The organism is Streptomyces sp. AK010 (assembly GCF_014207295.1).
Taxonomy (GTDB): Bacteria; Actinomycetota; Actinomycetes; order Streptomycetales; family Streptomycetaceae; genus Streptomyces; species Streptomyces massasporeus.
The window spans coordinates 164,369-182,356 of the sequence record NZ_JACHCX010000005.1; the positions used below are offsets into that span (position 1 = coordinate 164,369).

General features: G+C 70.5%; 16 protein-coding genes. 3 read left to right on the forward strand and 13 right to left on the reverse strand.

What is annotated here, in order from left to right; all coding sequences use genetic code 11:
• Positions 1–12 precede the first annotated feature (12 nt).
• From HDC93_RS11880 to HDC93_RS11900, 5 genes are all read right to left on the reverse strand, one after another.
• The gene (locus HDC93_RS11880; RefSeq protein WP_185009958.1) at positions 13–852 is read right to left on the reverse strand and encodes a carbohydrate ABC transporter permease; all 840 of its coding nucleotides are present in this window, start codon (positions 850–852) and stop codon (positions 13–15) included.
• Positions 849–2,210, reverse strand: a complete 1,362-nt coding sequence (locus HDC93_RS11885; protein WP_185009960.1) for a carbohydrate ABC transporter permease — start codon at positions 2,208–2,210, stop codon at positions 849–851. The genes HDC93_RS11880 and HDC93_RS11885 overlap by 4 nt, the downstream gene beginning before the upstream one ends.
• A gap of 6 nt (positions 2,211–2,216) precedes the next feature.
• Positions 2,217–3,548 carry an ABC transporter substrate-binding protein gene (locus HDC93_RS11890; RefSeq protein ID WP_185009962.1) on the reverse strand — a complete coding sequence of 444 codons (1,332 nt, stop codon included), beginning with the start codon at positions 3,546–3,548 and terminating at the stop codon, positions 2,217–2,219.
• A gap of 81 nt (positions 3,549–3,629) precedes the next feature.
• A complete protein-coding gene (locus tag HDC93_RS11895) occupies positions 3,630–5,285 on the reverse strand; it encodes a glycoside hydrolase family 13 protein (protein ID WP_185009964.1) in 1,656 nt (551 codons plus the stop codon).
• Positions 5,286–5,448: 163 nt separating this feature from the next.
• Entirely contained in the window at positions 5,449–6,720 is a 1,272-nt protein-coding gene (locus HDC93_RS11900) for an ABC transporter substrate-binding protein (protein WP_185009966.1), read from the reverse strand.
• Between the two features lie 121 nt (positions 6,721–6,841).
• Here HDC93_RS11900 and HDC93_RS11905 point away from each other — a divergent pair, with 121 nt between their 5' ends.
• From HDC93_RS11905 to HDC93_RS11915, 3 genes are all read left to right on the forward strand, one after another.
• Positions 6,842–7,357, forward strand: coding sequence for a PadR family transcriptional regulator (locus HDC93_RS11905; protein ID WP_185009968.1), 516 nt, complete (start codon positions 6,842–6,844; stop codon positions 7,355–7,357).
• Positions 7,354–8,112, forward strand: coding sequence for an ABC transporter ATP-binding protein (locus tag HDC93_RS11910; RefSeq protein ID WP_185009970.1), 759 nt, complete (start codon positions 7,354–7,356; stop codon positions 8,110–8,112). The genes HDC93_RS11905 and HDC93_RS11910 overlap by 4 nt, the downstream gene beginning before the upstream one ends.
• Positions 8,113–8,214: 102 nt before the next feature.
• On the forward strand, positions 8,215–10,500 hold the full coding sequence (locus tag HDC93_RS11915) for an FtsX-like permease family protein (RefSeq protein ID WP_185010388.1): 2,286 nt from the start codon (positions 8,215–8,217) through the stop codon (positions 10,498–10,500).
• Positions 10,501–10,520: 20 nt separating this feature from the next.
• Here the strand turns inward: HDC93_RS11915 and HDC93_RS11920 are convergent, their stop codons facing one another.
• From HDC93_RS11920 to gap, 8 genes are all read right to left on the reverse strand, one after another.
• Positions 10,521–10,676 carry a hypothetical protein gene (locus HDC93_RS11920; RefSeq protein ID WP_185010438.1) on the reverse strand — a complete coding sequence of 52 codons (156 nt, stop codon included), beginning with the start codon at positions 10,674–10,676 and terminating at the stop codon, positions 10,521–10,523.
• Positions 10,677–10,770: 94 nt separating this feature from the next.
• A complete protein-coding gene (pgi, locus tag HDC93_RS11925; RefSeq protein WP_185009972.1) occupies positions 10,771–12,420 on the reverse strand; it encodes a glucose-6-phosphate isomerase in 1,650 nt (549 codons plus the stop codon).
• A gap of 74 nt (positions 12,421–12,494) precedes the next feature.
• The gene (locus tag HDC93_RS11930) at positions 12,495–13,793 is read right to left on the reverse strand and encodes an MFS transporter (protein ID WP_398984720.1); all 1,299 of its coding nucleotides are present in this window, start codon (positions 13,791–13,793) and stop codon (positions 12,495–12,497) included.
• A 112-nt stretch (positions 13,794–13,905) separates the two neighbouring features.
• The gene (locus tag HDC93_RS11935; RefSeq protein WP_003957010.1) at positions 13,906–14,241 is read right to left on the reverse strand and encodes an RNA polymerase-binding protein RbpA; all 336 of its coding nucleotides are present in this window, start codon (positions 14,239–14,241) and stop codon (positions 13,906–13,908) included.
• A gap of 208 nt (positions 14,242–14,449) precedes the next feature.
• Positions 14,450–14,686, reverse strand: coding sequence for a preprotein translocase subunit SecG (gene secG / locus HDC93_RS11940; protein ID WP_031108484.1), 237 nt, complete (start codon positions 14,684–14,686; stop codon positions 14,450–14,452).
• A gap of 95 nt (positions 14,687–14,781) precedes the next feature.
• Positions 14,782–15,573 carry a triose-phosphate isomerase gene (tpiA, locus tag HDC93_RS11945; RefSeq protein WP_185009974.1) on the reverse strand — a complete coding sequence of 264 codons (792 nt, stop codon included), beginning with the start codon at positions 15,571–15,573 and terminating at the stop codon, positions 14,782–14,784.
• Positions 15,574–15,579: 6 nt separating this feature from the next.
• On the reverse strand, positions 15,580–16,791 hold the full coding sequence (locus tag HDC93_RS11950; RefSeq protein ID WP_185009976.1) for a phosphoglycerate kinase: 1,212 nt from the start codon (positions 16,789–16,791) through the stop codon (positions 15,580–15,582).
• A 142-nt stretch (positions 16,792–16,933) separates the two neighbouring features.
• Entirely contained in the window at positions 16,934–17,941 is a 1,008-nt protein-coding gene (gene gap, locus HDC93_RS11955) for a type I glyceraldehyde-3-phosphate dehydrogenase (protein WP_185009978.1), read from the reverse strand.
• Positions 17,942–17,988: the final 47 nt, after the last annotated feature.

Consider the following 17,988-nt stretch of genomic DNA (forward strand, 5'->3'; position numbering starts at 1 on the left):
GAAACGTAGGCGCTATTTGACCGAACCGGCCATCACGCCCTGCACGAAGTGCCGTTGGAAGGCGAAGAACACGACCACCGGAACGACCAGGGACACGAACGCCCCCGGCGCCAGGACGTCGATGTTGCTTCCGAACTGGCGTATCTGGGACTGGAGTTCCACGGTCAGCGGCTGGGACGCGCTGTCGGCGAACAGCAGCGCCACCAGCATGTCGTTCCACACCCACAGGAACTGGAAGATGGCCAGTGAGGCGATCGCGGGCCGTCCCACGGGCAGGACGAGCCGCGTGAAGATGCGCCACTCGCTGCCGCCGTCCATGCGCGCGGCCTCCAGCATCTCCTTCGGCATCTCGGCGAAGTAGTTGCGGAGCAGGAACACCGCGAACGGCAGGCCGTAGGCCACGTGGAAGAGGACCACACCGGGGATCGTGCCGAACAGGCCGAGCTGCCCGAAGAGTTTGGCGACCGGCAGCAGACCGATCTGCACGGGCACCACCAGCAGCGCGACCACGACCAGGAAGATCGACTCCCGGCCTGGGAAGTCCAGCCACGCGAAGGCGTACCCCGCGAGCGCCGCGACGACCACGACCAGCACGGTCGTCGGCACCGATATCAGCACCGTGTTCCAGAACGCCTGCGTGATCCCGGCGCTCCCCAGCAGCGACGAGTAGTTGTCGAAGGACAGCTGCCCGGGGCTGGAGAACACCGTCCACCAGCCGCCCTTGGCCGTGTCCTCGGCGGACCGCAGCGAGGACAGGAACAGTCCGGCCAGGGGCGTCATCCAGACCAGCCCGACCACCACGAGGAAGGCCTGGACGACCCCGTTGCCCAGCCCGCGCCGAACCGCGTTCATCGCTGGCTCCTTCGGAAACGGCGGACGTTGAACACCATGGCCGGGACGACCAGCAGCAGCAGGAGTACGCCGAGCGCGCTGCCGAGCCCCTGGTTGTTGCCGCCGCCGAACGACACCAGCCACATCTGCGTCGCGAGGACGGTCGCGTCCTCCTGCACGGGACCGGGCGCGATGATGTAGACGAGGTCGAAGACCTTCATCACGTTGATGACGAGGGTGATGAAGACGACCGACAGCACCGGTGCCAGCAGCGGCACGGTGATCCGCCGGAAGATCTGCCACTCGTTCGCGCCGTCCATCCGCGCCGCCTCCAGGGCGTCCCGCGGCAGCGTCGACAGACCCGCCCCGATCAGCACCATGGCGAAGCCGGTCCAGATCCACAGGTACGCGCCGATGATCGCCGGGGTGACCAGCGCCGGCCCGAGCCAGGAGACGCCCTCGTAGGGCTGGGCGAAGTTGGACGACGGCAGTCTCACCTCGTAGGAGCCCGAGGCGAGGCCCTCGAAGCGGAAGGAACCGTCGGCGGCCGTGGTGGTCGTGGCGATGGCCTCGCCGTCGCGGACCGCCTCGACCTTCATCTTCGGCAGTCCGCTCTCCCGCCGGTCGACCTTGCCCTGCTCTCCACCCCCGCCGGGTGTGAAGTCCAGGTAGACGACACCGCGCAGTTCGTCGGCGGCGGCCTCGCGCCCCGCCGCCGCGTACGCCGGCTCGGCCCCGCCGGGCAGGTCGCCGGGCTGCACGCCGACCAGGCCCAGCGCCACCGCGTCCCCGGGCGCCACGCTCGTACTCGTGCGGTACGAGCCGTCCTTGTCCTTCGTCAGGCCCTGGGCGTCACGCGCCCGGGCCGTCGGGTAGGAGGACTCTCCCGTGAAGGCGTCGTGGACGGAGACCACGGCGGCGTTGAGCACGCCCTTGTCGGGGTCCTCGTCGTAGGCGAGCCGGAAGATGATGCCCGCGGCGAGGAAGGAGACCGCCATCGGCATGAAGAGGAGCAGCTTGAAGGCCGTGGCCCAGCGGACCTTCTCCACCAGTACGGCGAGGATCAGCCCGAGGCCGGTGAGCAGGGCCGGGGCGATGACGACCCAGATGGCCGTGTTGCGGACGGCCTTGAGGGTCGCCGGGTCGCGGAACATCTCGGCGTAGTTGTCGCCGCCGACGAAGCTGGTGCCGGAGGCGTCGAAGAAACTGCGGCCGATGCTGAACAGCACGGGGTAGACGACGAGCGCGCCGAGCAGCAGCAGTGCGGGGAGCACGAACAGCAGGCCGATGATCTTCCCGCGCCGGCGCAGTCGACGGGTGTGGTCGACGACCGGGCCGGGCGGTGGGGAGCTCGTGTCCTGCACGAGGGTCGCTGTCATGGCGTATCAGTCCTGGTACGCCTTGGCCGCCGCGGCCTCCAGCTTCGCCGCGGTGCCCTTCGGGTCGGACGGGTCGCGCAGGAAGTCCTGGAGGAGCTTCCACTCACCGGTGCCCTTCGTGCCGCCGAAGGCCGCCGGGGCCTGGTCGGACATGTCGAAGCGGACCGAGTCCCCGGCCCCGACGAGGGACTTGGCGGTGGCGCGGGTGACATCGTCGCCGTAGGAGGCGAGGTCGAGCTTCTTGTTCGGGGAGAGGAAGCCGCCGGCCTCGGCCCACACCGCGGAGGCCTCGGGGGTCGACAGGTACTCCAGGAGGGCCTGGGCGGCCTTCTGGTTCTTGCCGTCCTTGAGGACGACGGCGGCGTCACCGCCGCTGACGACCGGTGCCTCACCGCCGCCGACCGCCGGGAACGGGAAGAAGTTCGCGTCCTGGCCGACCTTCTTGCCGAACTGGTCCTTGGCGACACCGGCGACGAAGTCGCCCTCGTAGACCATGCCTGCCTCGGGCTCGGGGCCGAAGACCTTCTCCACCGAGCCGGGGAAGTCGGTGTTCAGGGCGCCCTTCTGGCCGCCGGCGATGAGCTGCTTGTCCTTGAAGAGCTTGCCGAGGGTGGTGAGGGCGTCGACGACGGACGCGTCGGTCCACTTCAGCTTGTGGGCGGCGAGGGCGTCGTACTTCTCGGGGCCGGCCTGGGAGAGGTAGACGTTCTCGAACCAGTCGGTGAGGGTCCAGCCGTCCTGTCCGGCGACGGAGAACGCGGCGAGGCCGGAGTCGGACACGGTCTGCCCGGCCTTGAGCATGTCGTCGTAGGACGTCGGGGGCTTCACGCCGGCCTGCTCGAGGGCGTCGGGGCTGTACCAGACGGTCGACTTGTGGGCGGCCTTGAAGTACAGGCCGTAGAGGGTGCCGTCGACGCTGCCGTACGTCTTCCACACGGGGGCGTACCCGGCGTCCACGGCCTCCTCGGTCTTCTTCGACAGCGGCTTCAGCCAGCCCTTCTGCGCGAACTGCTTGAGCACACCGACCTGCGGGACCATCACGACGTCGGGGGCGTTGCCGCCCTCGATCTTGCTGCCGACGACGGTGGAGACGTTGTCGCCGGTGGACGTGAACTGCGTCTTGGCGCCGGTCTTCTCGGTGAAGGCGTCGAGCACCTTCTGGAAGTTCTTCTGCTCGGTGCCGGACCAGACACCGGCCACGGTGACCGACTGGCCGCTGAGCGCCTTGTCGCCGCCGCCGGCCGAGACGGGTCCGCCGCCGCAGGCGGTCGCGCCGAGCGCCAGTCCGCCAAGGATGCCGGTGCAGCCGGTGAGCAGGGTGGTACGTCGTCGCATCATCGTTGATGTCCCTTCGGAGGGTTCGCTTGCGGAGGTTCGCTTGCGCGGATGTCGCTTACGCGGAGGTCGCTTTCGGGGTGTTCAGGAACGGATCCACCAGGCGGCCGTCGAGCCGGAGAGCACTCCGGACGGGCAGGGGCCGCTGGCGAGCAGGGGGGCGCCGGGGACCGGCGCGGGGGTGGGGGCCGTGCCGAAGTTGACGGCGCACACCAGGTCGCCGCGTTCGAAGGCCAGGACGCCGGGCGAGGCGTCCAGCCAGCGCAGGGTTCCCTCGCCCAGCTGGGGCAGGGTGCCGCGCAGTTGGAGGCCGTCGCGGTACAGGTGCCAGAAGGAGCGGGTGTCGGCGAGGGCGCGGTCGGTGGCGTACTCGGCGAAGTACTCCGGCTGCGGCAGCCACGGCTTGGCGCTCTCCACGCCCGGGGTGAAGCCGAACGGCGAGGCCTGGCCCGACCAGGGCAGCGGGACCCGGCAGCCGTCGCGGATGCGGGCCCTGCTGCCGGTGCGGCGGAAGATCGGGTCGGTGAGCACGTCGTCGGGCAGGTCCACGACCTCCGGCAGCCCCAGCTCCTCGCCCTGGTAGATGTAGGCGGCACCGGGCAGGGCCAGCATGAGCAGCGCGGCGGCGCGGGCCCGGGCGGCGCCGAGGCCGCTGCCCTCGGTGGCGGATTCGCCGTAGCGGGTGACGGTGCGGACCTGGTCGTGGTTGTTGAGGACCCAGGTGACGGTCGAGCCGGTCCCGGCGATGTCCTGCATGGCCTCCGAGATGACCTTCCGGAAGGCGTCGGCGTCCCAGGAGGCGCTCAGCAGGTCGAAGAAGAAGGCCTGGTGCAGTTCGTCGGAGCGGACGTACTGCGCGTGCTCGCGGGCGGTCGGCACGGAGACCTCGCCGACGAGGAGGCGTTCGCCGCCGTCGCGCTCGGTGTACTCCTCGCATATGGAGCGCCAGCGGCGCCACACGTCGTGCACCTCGGGCTGGTTCCAGGCGAGTGGGTTGACCGAGTCGCGGGTGCGGGCGTCGGCCTCCGGGTCGTCGGAGTCGGGCAGCTCGGGGTGCTTGTAGAGGCCGGCGGCGACGTCGATGCGGAAGCCGTCGACACCCCGGTCCAGCCAGAAGCGCAGTACCCGGTCGAACTCGGCTGCGACCTCCGGGCTGCGCCAGTTCCAGTCGGGCTGCTCGGGCGTGAACATGTGCAGGTACCACTGGCCGGGCCGCCCGTCCGCCTCGGTCACCCGGCTCCACGCCGGGCCGCCGAACATCGCGTGCCAGTTGTTGGGCGGCTCGTCGCCGCCGGGGCCGCGGCCGTCGGCGAAGTGGAAGCGGGCCCGGGCCGGGCTGCCGGGAGCCGCCGCGAGCGCCTCGCGGAACCAGGGGTGCTCGCTGGAGCAGTGGTTCGGGACGATGTCGAGCAGCACCTTGACGCCGAGCCGCCGCGCTGCCCCCACCAGTTGGTCGAACTCGTCGAGGTCGCCGAAGAGCGGGTCGACGTCGCAGTAGTCGGCCACGTCGTAGCCGTGGTCGTGCTGCGGCGAGGGATAGAAGGGGCTCAGCCAGATCCCGTCGACGCCGAGCTTCTTGAGGTACGGCAGTCCGGCCCGGACGCCGGCGAGGTCGCCGATGCCGTCGCCGGTGCTGTCGAGGAAGCTGCGGACGTACACCTGGTAGATCACTGCGTCACGCCACCAGTGGTGCCTGTTCAACCCATCGACCTGTCTCTGAGGAGGGCAGCGGTTATGCATTCATGTTAAGTAGGCATGTCGAGAAGGTGTCAATGAAAAGGCAGAAGCTACCGAGTGGTTGAGGTGGCTGAATCCGGACAGAACAGGCGAAGTTCAGCACTTCGAGATGTCCGCGTTACCTAACAAGCAACTAGAGAGGTGGTGAGCGAGCGGCTCGGGGCGGCTAGCGGCGCGAGATGGCGGCGAGCTCGCGCGCCAGACGGCGCATGGCTGCGGCGGGCGCCTGGTGCCCGGCCATCGCGTCGTGCACGACCGCCTGCACGACGAGGCTGACCTGGTCGTAGCGCGGGCTCTTGGGGCGCGGCTCGGCCGCGAGGACGCTCGTCCGCAGCGTCGGCAGGTACGGGAACCTGCGGATGAGCGCGGGGTCCTGGTAGAGATCGGCCCGCACGGGCGGCAGCGCGCCGCGGGTGAGGACCTGGCGCTGGACGCGCTCACTGGTGAGGTACGCGATCAGACGGGCCGCCGAGTCGGGGTACCGCGCGTGCGCGCTGACGGCCAGGTTGGATCCGCCGAGGACGCTGGTTCCCGGACCGTCGGGCCCGGGCAGGGGGACCGCGCCGACCATCCCGGCGATCTTCGAACCGGGGGCGGAGGCGCCTACGTAGGCGTACGGCCAGTTCCGCAGGAAGAGCAGCCGGCCGTCCTGGAAGGCCTGTTTGGACTCTTCTTCCTTGTAGGTCAGCGCTTCCCTGGGGATCCAGCCGTCGCGCACCCCGCGCGCCAGGAACCCGATGCCCTCGCGGGCCGCCGCCGAGTCGACGGTGACGCGTTCGCCCTCGTCGCCGAGGATCGAGCCGCCCGCCGAGTAGACGGCCTCGGCGGCGTTCACCGTGAGGCCCTCGTAGGGCAGGAACTGTCCGGCGTAGCCGTCGAGGCCGTGCTTCGGGGCGATGGTCTTGGCGTACCGCTCCAGCTCCGCCCAGGTGCGCGGCGGCGCGGCACCCTCCTCGGCCAGGACGTCCTTGCGGTACAGGAGCAGGCCGGCGTTGGTGACGTACGGGACGGCGTAGAGCTGCCCGTCGTAGGTCGCCGTGTCCACGACCGGCTGGAGGAAGGTCCTCAGGGGGAAGCGGTCCCGGGGCAGCGGTCTGATCCAGCCCGCCGCCGCGAACTCCGAGGTCCAGTTGACGTCGATGTTGAGCACGTCGAACCGGCTGCGGTCGCCGTCGCGCAGGTCGGTGATCATCTGGGCCTGGGTCTCGTCGGCCGAGTCCGGCAGCTCGACGAGGGTGACCTTCTCGCCGGGATGGGTACGATTCCAGCCTTCGAGCAGGGGGCCGAGGTAGCCGGTGAGGTCTCCCGCGGTGGCCAGGGTGAGGGGGCCGCGGCCGCTCCATGAGGGCTCTACCGCCCGGGCTCCGGCGGCGACGTAGCCGGTCAGGACCACGACGAGAACGAGGAGGCCCCTACCCGCGGCATGGATCCACCGCATAGGTTCCTCCCTGTACACCGGCGCTGGGCACCCTTGCCCGGAACAGAGGCCATGTATACCTGTTAGGTATGGGCGATACTAGGGCCTGGAGCACATTGGACCAGACAGGAGGACTGCACGCGTGCGCCTGCCCCTCCTGGCACTCCTCGCCCGCGGACCCGCCCACGGCTACGAGCTCAAGCAGGACCTTGAGCAACTGCTGGGCTCCGCGTACCCTCAGCCGAACGTCGGGCAGATCTATGTGACCCTCGGCCGCCTCGAGAAGTCGGGACTGATCGAGGGCGAGGACGTGGCGCAGTCCAGCCGGCCCAACAAGAAGGTCTACCACCTCACCGACGCCGGGCGGGAGGCGCTGCGCGCCTGGTTCGAGGAGCCCGAGGACGAGCCGCGGGTACGGGACGATTTCTTCATGAAGCTGGCGCTCGCTCCGCAGACCGGCCTCGCCGAACAGATCACGCTGATCAACCAGCAGCGGCGCCAGTACCTGAACACCATGCGGCAGATGTCGAAGCTGGCCGCCGCCGAGAACCGCGACAACCGCATCGCCCATCTGCTGATCGAGGGTGCGATGCTGCACCTGCAGGCCGACCTCGACTGGCTGGAACGGTGCCAGGAAGAGCTGGAGGAGCTGGAGTGAGCGACAACCGTCCCGCTCCTGTGCTGTGCGCCGAGGGGCTGGTGAAGACCCACCACGGCGAGGGTGCTCCGGCGCATGCCGTGCGTGGGGTCGACCTGTGCGTACGGCAGGGCGAGTTCGTGGCGATCACCGGCCCGTCCGGCGCCGGCAAGTCGACGCTGCTGCATCTGCTCGGCGGGCTCCAGCGTCCGGACGCGGGCCACATCCTGCTCGACGGCGAGTCCACCGGCACCTACAGCGAGGCCCGCTGGGCGGTGGAGCGCAGGAAGCGGATCGGGATCGTCTTCCAGTTCTTCAACCTCGTCTCGAACCTGTCCGTCGCCGACAACGTGGAGCTGCCCGCCCTGCTCGCCGGGACCCCGCCGAAGCAGGCGCGCGCCGAGCGCGAGGCGCTGCTGGCCGAGCTGGGCCTGACGGGCAAGGAGCGCAGCATGCCGGGCGAGCTGTCCGGCGGTGAGCAGCAGCGCGTCGCGCTGGCCCGGGCCCTGGTCAACCATCCGCCGCTGCTGCTGGCCGACGAGCCGGCCGGCAGCCTCGACAGCAAGGGCACCCGCGAGGTGATGCGGCTGCTGTCCCGCTTCCACCAGCGCGGCCAGACGATCGTGCTGGTCACGCACGACGCCCGGCTGGCGAGCGCCGCGGACCGGGTGATCAGCTTCTTCGACGGCCGGATCGCCGACGACGCGGAACTCGACGGCGGCACCACCCCGCCGCGCCGCTCCGGCATATCCGGCGTGCTGGAACTCAAGGACTGACATGCGCGTCCACGACGGCTGCACCGGCCTGTACGTCCGCGACCGTGCCGACAGACGCGTCCACGACGACCGCGTGACCCGCGGGCCGAGGGGCTGATGCCCGTGCGAGCCACCCTGCGCTGGGTGCACTCCGATCTGCGCTCGCACCGCGGCGAGGCCCTGTTCCTCGTCCTCGCCACCGCGGGCATCGTCGCCTCCCTGCTGCTGGCCACGGCCCTGTTCGGTTACGCGACCAACCCCTGGCAGCGTGTGTTCACGCAGTCGCACGGCGCCCATGTGTGGCTGCACACCGACAAGGCGGCAGACACCGGGAAGCTGGCCGATCTGGCCGGCGTGGACTCCGTCACCGGCCCCTACCCGACCGCCGCCACCACCGTCTCCTCGCGCGGCAGCCGCGCCGCCGTAGAGCTGCGCGGCACCCCGGAACGGCCCTCCGCCGACCGTCCGCCGATCGTCTCCGGTCACTGGCTGGACCCCTCGAACCCGAACGGCGTGGTCCTGGAGAGCCGCCTCGCCCGCGCCCTGCTGACCGAGCCCGGCGACACCCTCACCGTGCCCGGCACCGCCCGCGAGCTGACCGTCGTGGGCCTGGCCGACAGCGCCGAGCCGCGCTACCGGCCCGGTGAGCAGCCGGGCCTGGTGTGGGCACTGCCGTCGGCGGTGCCGGACCCCGGTGGCCAGGTGATCGGGCTGCGGCTGACGGATCCGGGCGACACGTCCTACGTCGTCCAGCGCGCGGTGACCGTGCTGGGCTCCGGGGCGATCGGCGAGGTCTCCACCTGGCAGCAGGCACGGGCCGAGGCGCAGGGCGACAACCGGCTGCTCGGGCAGGTGCTGGGCCTGTTCGGGCTGGGCGCGCTGGTCGCGGCCGGGTTCGCCGTGCACGGGGCGATCGGCACCCGCGTCCGCGGCCACCTGCGGGACCTCTCCGTCCTGAAGGCCATCGGCTTCACCCCCGGCCAGGTGGTCCGGATCTTCCTGCTCCAGCACCTCGCCTACGCCCTGCTCGGTGCCCTGGCCGCCGCCGGTCTCGCCGAGGCCCTGGGCAGCCGGATCCCGGGGCGGCTCGGGGACGCGGTCGGGGTGTGGCAGGGACTGCCCGGTCACACCGTGGCGCTGCTCGTGATCCCGGCCGCCGCGGTGCTGTTCATCGGCGCGACCACCGGGCTGGCCGCCTGGCGGGCCGGACGCGTGCCGCCGGTGCCGGTGCCGCGCCCCGCCGCACCCTCGGGCGCACGGCTGTCCGGCGTGGCGCGCCGGGCCCTCGGCGTGCGGATTCCGCCCGCGCTCGTGCTGGGCTGGCACAAGGCGTTCACCCGCCGCCCCCGGTCCTTGACCACGGTCGCCCGCCTCACGCTGCCGCTGCTGCTGATCGTCGTGGCGATGAGCGCCTGGACCACGCTCGACCGCTTCCACAGCGAGCCCGAGCGGATCGGCCTGCCCACCACGCTCAGTGTCCGCGCCGACGACTTTGGCCTGAGCGAGCAGCAGACCCGTTCCCTCCTGGAACGCGACCCCGACGTCGCCGCCGCCTACCCGGGCGTCGAGACGGCCGCCCTGGGTGCGAGTCAGACGGCGACGATCGCGCTGCGCGGCCTCGGCACCCACCAGGACCCCTACCCGTACACCCTCGCCGAGGGCCGCCCCGCCCGCGGCGCCGACGAGGCCGTGGCAGGGCAGGGGTTCCTCGACCTGCTGAACGTGCGCGTCGGCGACTGGGTCCGGATGACCGTCGGGGACCAGCCGCAGATCCTGCACATCGTGGGCCGCAGCATCGAGCCGGAGAACGCCGGCCGGGTCATCTCGACGTCCCTCGACACCCTCCGCGAGAACGACCCGGATCTCCGCCCGACCCTCTACGAACTCCGCCTGGCCCCCGGCGCCGACCCACGCGAGGTCGCCGCCCGGCTCGCCGAGGCCGGGAGCGGCCACCTGGACGTGCACACGGTGACCAACCCGGCCGACGGGCTCTCGCCACTGCGCGCCGTCGTCGCCTGGCTGATCGCCGTGCTCGCCCTCATCGGGCTCATCGAGCTGCTGACCGCGATCGGCGGCACCGTCCGCGAGAGCGAACGGGACCTGCTGGCCCTGAAGGCCATCGGGCTGTCCCCCCGGCAGATCACGGCGATCACGGTCACGGCCACCGGCCTCACGGCTTTGGCGGCCGTCCTCGCCGCCACCGCCCTGGGTCTGCCGCTCGCCCGGTGGCTGATCGACGCCCAGGGCCGGTCCAGCGGCATCGGGGCGGGCATCGCGCAGGGCCCCTCCGCGGCCTTGATGGTGCTGCTCGGAGTGGCAGCGGTGCTCTGCGCGGCCGCGCTGGCCGCCGTCCCCGCGGCCCGGGCGGCCCGGCGGCGCCTTGCGGACACGCTGAGCGCGGTGGCCTGACGCCGGGTACGGCCCGGGGATCAGCCTCCGTAGGGGTACTGCGGGTGGTACGGGGACGGGTCGAGCGGCTGCGGGATCCAGGCGGGGTGGAACACCGCCCGCGCCACGTCCTGTGGTTTGAGCAGAGACCGGGCCGTCAGCGTGTCACCGGTCCAACTTCCGCGTGTGCGTGCCACTTCGCGCTCCCCCGAGCACTCGCCGCGATGATCGCCCGGAGTCTACGGGAAGCGGACGGCGCGCTGCCGCCCGCCTCCCGTCCGGCGCCCGTGGCTACCGGCCGCGCAGCTCCCGGTACACGGCGACCAGCGCCTTGGTGGAGGCGTCCAGGCCCTCGACCTCGGCGCCCTCGGTCAGCGCGGGCTCGACGCGCTTGGCGAGGACCTTGCCCAGCTCGACGCCCCACTGGTCGAAGGAATCGATGTTCCAGACGGCGCCCTGCACGAACACCTTGTGCTCGTAGAGGGCGACCAGCTGACCGAGGACGGACGGCGTCAGCTCGGGCGCGAGGATCGTGGTCGTCGGGTGGTTGCCCTGGAACGTCTTGTGCGGCACCAGCTCCTCGGGCGCGCCCTCGGCCCGCACCTCCTCGGGCGTCTTGCCGAAGGCGAGTGCCTGCGTCTGCGCGAAGAAGTTGGCCATCAGCAGGTCGTGCTGCGCCTTCAGCTGCTCGCTCAACTCGCCGACCGGCCGGGCGAAGCCGATGAAGTCCGCCGGGATGAGCTTGGTGCCCTGGTGGATCAACTGGTAGTAGGCGTGCTGCCCGTTGGTGCCGGGCGTGCCCCACACCACCGGCCCGGTCTGCCACTCCACCGGCTTCCCGCCGCGGTCCACCGACTTGCCGTTGGACTCCATGTCGAGCTGCTGGAGGTAGGCGGTGAACTTGGACAGGTAGTGGCTGTAGGGCAGCACCGCGTGCGACTGGGCGTCGTGGAAGTTGCCGTACCAGATGCCCAGCAGGCCCAGCAGCAGCGGGGCGTTGGCCTCGGCGGGCGCGGTCCGGAAGTGCTCGTCGACGATGCGGAAGCCGTCGAGCATCTCCCGGAAACGGTCCGGGCCGATCGCGATCATCAGGGACAGGCCGATCGCCGAGTCGTACGAGTAGCGGCCGCCGACCCAGTCCCAGAACTCGAACATGTTGGCCGTGTCGATGCCGAACTCGGCGACCTTCTCGGCGTTCGTCGACAACGCGACGAAGTGCTTGGCGACAGCGGATTCGTCGGCGAGGGCGTCCAGCAGCCAGGAACGCGCGGACGTGGCGTTGGTGACCGTCTCGATGGTGGTGAAGGTCTTGGAGGCGATGACGAACAGCGTCTCCGCGGGGTCCAGGTCCCGTACCGCCTCGTGCAGGTCGGCGCCGTCCACGTTCGACACGAAACGCACCGTCAGCGAGCGGTCGGTGAAGGCCCGCAGCACTTCGTACGCCATCGCGGGGCCGAGGTCGGAGCCGCCGATGCCGACGTTGACGATGTTCCGGATCCGCTTTCCGGTGTGGCCGGTCCACTCGCCCGAACGCACCCGGTCGGCGAAGGCGGCCATCTTGTCGAGCACGGCGTGCACATCCGGCACCACGTTCTCACCGTTGACCTCGATCACCGCGTCCCGCGGGGCGCGCAGCGCCGTGTGCAGCACGGCCCGGTCCTCGGTGGTGTTGATCTTCTCGCCTCGGAACATGGCGTCCCGGAGCCCGAAGACGTCGGTGGCGGCGGCCAGTTCACGCAGCAGCCGCAGGGTGTCGTCGGTGACGAGGTGCTTGGAGTAGTCGACGTACAGGTCGCCGACCCGGAGGGTGTACGCGGCGCCGCGGCCGGAGTCGGCGGCGAACAGCTCGCGCAGCCGGACTTCACCCAGCTCCTCACGGTGCTTGGCCAGTGCCGTCCACTCGGGCGTCTGGTTGATCCTGGTACGGCCGTCTGCGTTCATCTGGGACTTCAGCCTTCTTCCTTGCCTGCCTGTGCTGCTGCGTACCTGCCCCGCTGCCGGTCCAACCTAATTGATCAGCGGTTGCCGTGGCCTGTCGTCGCGCCGTCGACCGGCGCAACAACAGGTACGTCCGACCGGCGCGCGGGTATCAGCGCGGTGACGGACAGGACGGAGAAGGCGGCCGCGAGCAGCGCGGGGGTGTTCTCCCCCCAGGCCCCGGCGACGGCTCCGCCCAGCAGCGCTCCCAGGGGGGCGCCCGCGACCGCGAGCGTCCGGAAGGCGGAGCTCACGCGGCCCAGCAGCTCGACGGGGCTGCGCTGCTGCATCAGCGTCGTGGTGTTGACGTTCCACACCATCCCCATGAACCCGAAGACGGCCAGGGCGGCCACCAGCGCGACGATGCTGCGCACCGAGCCCATGACGAGGAGGGCGGCGGTCTGCGCCGTCCCGGCGGCGAGCACCAGGCGCATCCGTCCGAAACGGGTGACGAGTCGGCCGCCCGCCGCTCCCCCGGCCAGGCTGCCGACCGTGTACGCGGTCATCCCCGCCGCGTATCCGGCGTTGCCCGCGTCGAGCCAGCCGGTCACCAGGATCACGAGCGTGGCGACGAGGGCGCCCATGCCGATGTTGCACAGGGCGGTGGCGGTGCACAGTCCGCGCAGGGCCTTGTCGCGGGTCAGGACGCGCAGCCCCTCGGCGATCTCCCGCCGCAGGGTGCTGCCCGCCGGCCGCGGTTCACGGTCCGGCTCGGCAGCCGGGAGCGTGGCGATGAGCGCGGCGGCCACCAGGAAGGTCACCGCGTCCGCCGCGAACGGCACCGCCACCCCGGCGGCCAGCAGCAGCGGCACGACCGGTCCGCCCAACAGGCCACCCGCGATGCGCTGGCCGGTCAGCAGCCGGGCGTTGGCACTGCCCAGCGCGTCCCGGTCGACCAGGGCGGGCAGCAGCGCGGTGGCTGCGTTGTCGAAGAGGGTCTGGAGGGTCGTCAGCGCGAAGGCCAGCACGATCAGCAGGGCGATCGAGGCATGGCCGAGGGCGACGGCCACCGCGAAGGCGGCGACCAGCAGCCCGCGCAACGCGTCCACCATCCACATGGCCCGCCGCTGGTCCACCCGGTCGGCGACGGCCCCGCCGAGCAGGCCGAAGACGATCCAGGGCAGATAGCCGCAGGCCGTGACGGAGGCGATGAGCAGCGGATCGTCGGTCAGCGTGACGGCCAGCAGGGGCAGTGCCGCCGTTCGCAGGGCGTCACCGAAGCTGGACAGGACGGCGGCGCTCCACAGCCGCCCGAACTCCCCGCGCCACGCGGGCGCGCGGACTCCCCCCAGCTTTTCGAGCAGGGAGGTTCCCCCGCCCACCTCGCCCGTCGCCACAGCTCCCCCTCATGGTTCGTCCGATGCACAAACCGTAGAGGGCACCACTGACAATCGGTCCGCGAGAGCAGCTCCGGCCGGGCACCTGCTGGTGCCCGGCCGGTCTCGACTTCTAGATCTCGCCCCGCAGTTTGGCGAGCGCCTCGGCGAGGATCGCCTCGCCGTCGGCGTCGCTGCGCCGCTCCCGCACATACGCCAGGTGCGTCTTGTAGGGCTCGGTGCGCGGCGGATCCGGGGGGTTGTCCCGGTCCTGGCCTGCCGGAAAGCCGCAGCGGGGACAGTCCCAGGTATCGGGCACCTGCGCGTCGCTGGCGAAGCTCGGCTGGGTCTCGTGTCCGTTGGAGCACCAGAAGGAGATGCGCAGCCGCGGCGCGGACTCGCCGCGCTCGGCCTCGCCCATCGGCCCCGCCCCGACCCGGCTTCCCCGGATCGCGTTGCCACTTGCCACGGTCGTAACTCCCTGCGTGATGGTGCCGCGAAGCGAGTCGGCGTTCCGCTTCGCTGCGAGCGCCTCAGTCTACGTAAGGCCCAACGCGCGTCCAGTGATTGGAGTTACAACCCTCACACCTAGACGCATGCCCCATGATAGGCCGCGCTCAGCTGCGCGTACCGAACATGGGGCCCTACGTACGAGTTCCGGGCGGATTGCGGCTCGGTCAGTTGTTCACCTTCATCAGGATGCCGAGCACGACAATGCACGCGAACCATCCCAGACCGATCACGACGGTGATCCGGTCGAGGTTGCGCTCGGCGACCGAGGAGCCGCCGACGGAGGACTGCATGCCGCCACCGAACATGTCGGAGAGACCGCCGCCCTTCCCCTTGTGCATCAGCACCAGCAGCATCAGCAGCAGGCTGAAGACGATCAGGGCGATCGAGAACCCCAAAACCACGGCTGGACCAACTTCCTCGGATTCGGATGGACGACGCGGGGCCCAGCACAGAGCTGGACCCCGCAAGGGTACGACGGATCGCCGCTAGCGCATACTCACTGGTCGCGGAAGCGCACGATCTTGACGAACTCGTCGGCGTCCAGCGAGGCGCCGCCGACCAGGGCGCCGTCGATGTCGGCCTGGGCCATGATCTCCGCGACGTTGCCGGCCTTGACCGAGCCGCCGTACTGGATGCGGACCTTGTCGGCCAGGTCCTGCGAGTACAGCTCGGCGATCTTGCCGCGGATCGCCGCGCAGACCTCCTGGGCGTCCTCGGCGCCGCAGACCTTGCCGGTGCCGATGGCCCAGACGGGCTCGTAGGCGATCACGACGGTCTCGGCCTGCTCGGCGGGGAGGTCCTTCAGACCGCCCTCGACCTGCGCGAGGGTGTGGGAGACGTGGTTGCCCGCCTCGCGGACCTCCAGTTCCTCGCCGACGCACAGGATCGGGGTCAGGCCGTGCTTGTAGGCGGCCTTGACCTTGGCGTTCACCAGCTCGTCGGTCTCGGCGTGGTACTGCCGGCGCTCGCTGTGGCCGATGGCGACGTACGTGCACTTCAGCTTGGCCAGCATGGGGCCGGAGATCTCGCCGGTGAAGGCACCGCTGTCGTGCGCCGAGATGTCCTGGGCGCCGTACTTGATCTTGAGCTTGTCGCCGTCGACCAGGGTCTGCACGGAGCGCAGGTCGGTGAAGGGCGGCAGGACGGCGACCTCGACGGCCTCATAGTCCTTGTCGGCCAGGGCGAAGGCGAGCTTCTGGACGTGCGCGATGGCCTCGAGGTGGTTGAGGTTCATCTTCCAGTTGCCCGCCATCAGCGGCGTGCGCCCAGAAAGATTAGATGGAGCCATAAAGGGTCAGTCCTCCAGTGCGGCGAGGCCGGGGAGCGTCTTGCCCTCGAGGTATTCGAGGGAGGCGCCGCCACCGGTCGAGATGTGGCCGAATGCGTTCTCGTCGAAGCCCAGGATGCGGACGGCCGCGGCGGAGTCGCCACCGCCGACCACCGTGAAGGCCTGGGAGTCGAGTAGGGCCTGGGCGACCGCCTTGGTGCCCTCGGCGAAATCGGGGTGCTCGAAGACGCCCATGGGGCCGTTCCAGAAGACGGTGGCGGCGTCGACGATCTTCGATGCGTACAGCTTGCGGGACTCCGGGCCGATGTCCAGGCCCATCTGCCCGGCCGGCATGGCGTCCGCGGCCACGGTGCTGGGCCGGCCCGGGGCCTTGGTCTTGAGGTCCGGGAACTCCGGCGCGACCACGACGTCCACCGGCAGGACCAGCTCGACGCCGTTCTTCTCGGCGCGCTCGATGTACTCCAGGACGACCGGGAGCTGGTCCTCCTGGACCAGGGACGAGCCGATCTCGTGGCCCTTGGCCTTGAGGAAGGTGAAGACCATGCCGCCGCCGATGAGCAGCCGGTCGGCCTTGCCGAGCAGCTGGTCGATGACGGCGAGCTTGTCGGACACCTTGGCGCCGCCGAGGACGACGGCGTAGGGCCGCTTGACGTCGTCGGTGAGCTTCCTCAGGACGCCGACCTCGGTGGCGATGAGGTAGCCGGCGTAGTGCGGCAGGCGGGCCGGGAGGTCGAAGACCGAGGCGTGCTTGCGGTGCACCGCGCCGAAGCCGTCGCCGACGTAGACGTCCGCGAGGGCGGCGAGCTGGTCGGCGAAGGCGCTGCGCTCGGCGTCGTCCTTGCTCGTCTCACCGGCGTTGAAGCGCAGGTTCTCCACGACCGCGACCTGGCCGTCGGCGAGGCCGGCGACGGTGGTCCGGGCGGAGTCGCCGACCGTGTCGGTCGCGAAGGCCACGTCCGACCCGAGGAGTTCACCGAGGCGCGCGGCGGCCGGGGCGAGGGAGAAGGCCGGGTCCGGGGCGCCCTTGGGGCGGCCCAGGTGGGAGGCGACGACGACCCGGGCGCCCGCGTCGGCGAGGGCCTTGACCGTGGGCAGCACGGCGCGGATACGGCCGTCGTCGGTGATGCGCGTGCCGTCCAGCGGCACGTTCAGATCGGCGCGGACGAAGACCCGCTTGCCCGTGACCCCTTCGGTGAGGAGTTCGTCGATCGTCTTCATGAGGGGACTCCTGAAAGAGCTCGTGATCGGTCGTAAGCGCTCGTGATCGAACAGCTCTGATCTGTACGTGAGTCAGGGCTCGGACGGCGCGCCCTCGCGCCGCCCGAGCCCTGCTCTCACATGGACGTGCCTACTGGGTTGATCAGAGCTGGTTGCCGACGAAGACCGTAAGGTCCACGAGGCGGTTGGAGTAGCCCCACTCGTTGTCGTACCAGCCGATGACCTTCACGCTCTTGCCTTCCTGGACCATGGTCAGGGAGGAGTCGAAGGTGCAGGACGCCGGGGCGTTCACGATGTCGGAGGAGACGATCGGGTCCTCGGTGTACTCGAGGATACCCTTGAGCTCGCCCTCCGCGGCCTTCTGGAAGGCGGCGTTGACCTCTTCCTTGGTGACCTCGCGGGACAGCTCGAGAACCAGGTCGGTGACCGAGCCGGTCGGGACCGGGACGCGCATGGCGATGCCGTCCAGCTTGCCCTTGAGCTGCGGCAGGACCAGCGCGGTGGCCTTGGCGGCACCCGTGGTGGTCGGAATGATGTTCTCGGCGGCGGCACGCGCGCGACGCAGGTCCTTGTGCGGGAAGTCCAGGATGCGCTGGTCGTTGGTGTACGCGTGCACCGTCGTCATCAGGCCCTTGACGATGCCGAAGTTCTCGTCGAGGACCTTGGCCATCGGCGCCACACAGTTGGTGGTGCAGGAGGCGTTGGAGATGACGTGGTGCTTCGCCGGGTCGTACTTGTCCTGGTTGACGCCCATCACGATGGTGACGTCCTCGTCCTTGGCCGGAGCCGAGATGAGGACCTTCTTCGCGCCACCGGCGATGTGCTTCTCGGCGTCGGCCTTCTTGGTGAAGATGCCGGTCGACTCGATGACGATGTCGACGCCCAGCTCGCCCCACGGGATGTCGGCGGGGTTGCGCTCGGCCAGGACCTTGATCGTCTTGCCGCCGACGGTGATCGTGTCGGCGGTGTGGGTGACCTCCTGCTTGAGGCGGCCCAGGATCGTGTCGTACTTCAGCAGGTGAGCGGTGGTCGCGGTGTCACCCAGGTCGTTGACAGCCACGATCTCGATGTCTGCACCCTGCTCCAGGAGCGCGCGGAAGTAGTTACGACCGATGCGGCCGAAGCCGTTGATGCCTACGCGGATCGTCACGAACCGATCTCCTCGTTGGTACGCCGGCCATGAAGTGCCGGCGAGCT

Excerpts from the sequence above, each read along its gene's own strand:
- HDC93_RS11880 (WP_185009958.1), bottom strand. The coding sequence starts at position 852 with ATGAACGCGGTTCGGCGCGGGCTGGGCAACGGGGTCGTCCAGGCCTTC.
- HDC93_RS11885 (WP_185009960.1), bottom strand. The coding sequence starts at position 2,210 with ATGACAGCGACCCTCGTGCAGGACACGAGCTCCCCACCGCCCGGCCCG.
- HDC93_RS11890 (WP_185009962.1), bottom strand. The coding sequence starts at position 3,548 with ATGATGCGACGACGTACCACCCTGCTCACCGGCTGCACCGGCATCCTT.
- HDC93_RS11895 (WP_185009964.1), bottom strand. The coding sequence starts at position 5,285 with ATGCATAACCGCTGCCCTCCTCAGAGACAGGTCGATGGGTTGAACAGG.
- HDC93_RS11900 (WP_185009966.1), bottom strand. The coding sequence starts at position 6,720 with ATGCGGTGGATCCATGCCGCGGGTAGGGGCCTCCTCGTTCTCGTCGTG.
- pgi (WP_185009972.1), bottom strand. The coding sequence starts at position 12,420 with ATGAACGCAGACGGCCGTACCAGGATCAACCAGACGCCCGAGTGGACG.
- tpiA (WP_185009974.1), bottom strand. The coding sequence starts at position 15,573 with ATGGCTCCATCTAATCTTTCTGGGCGCACGCCGCTGATGGCGGGCAAC.
- HDC93_RS11950 (WP_185009976.1), bottom strand. The coding sequence starts at position 16,791 with ATGAAGACGATCGACGAACTCCTCACCGAAGGGGTCACGGGCAAGCGG.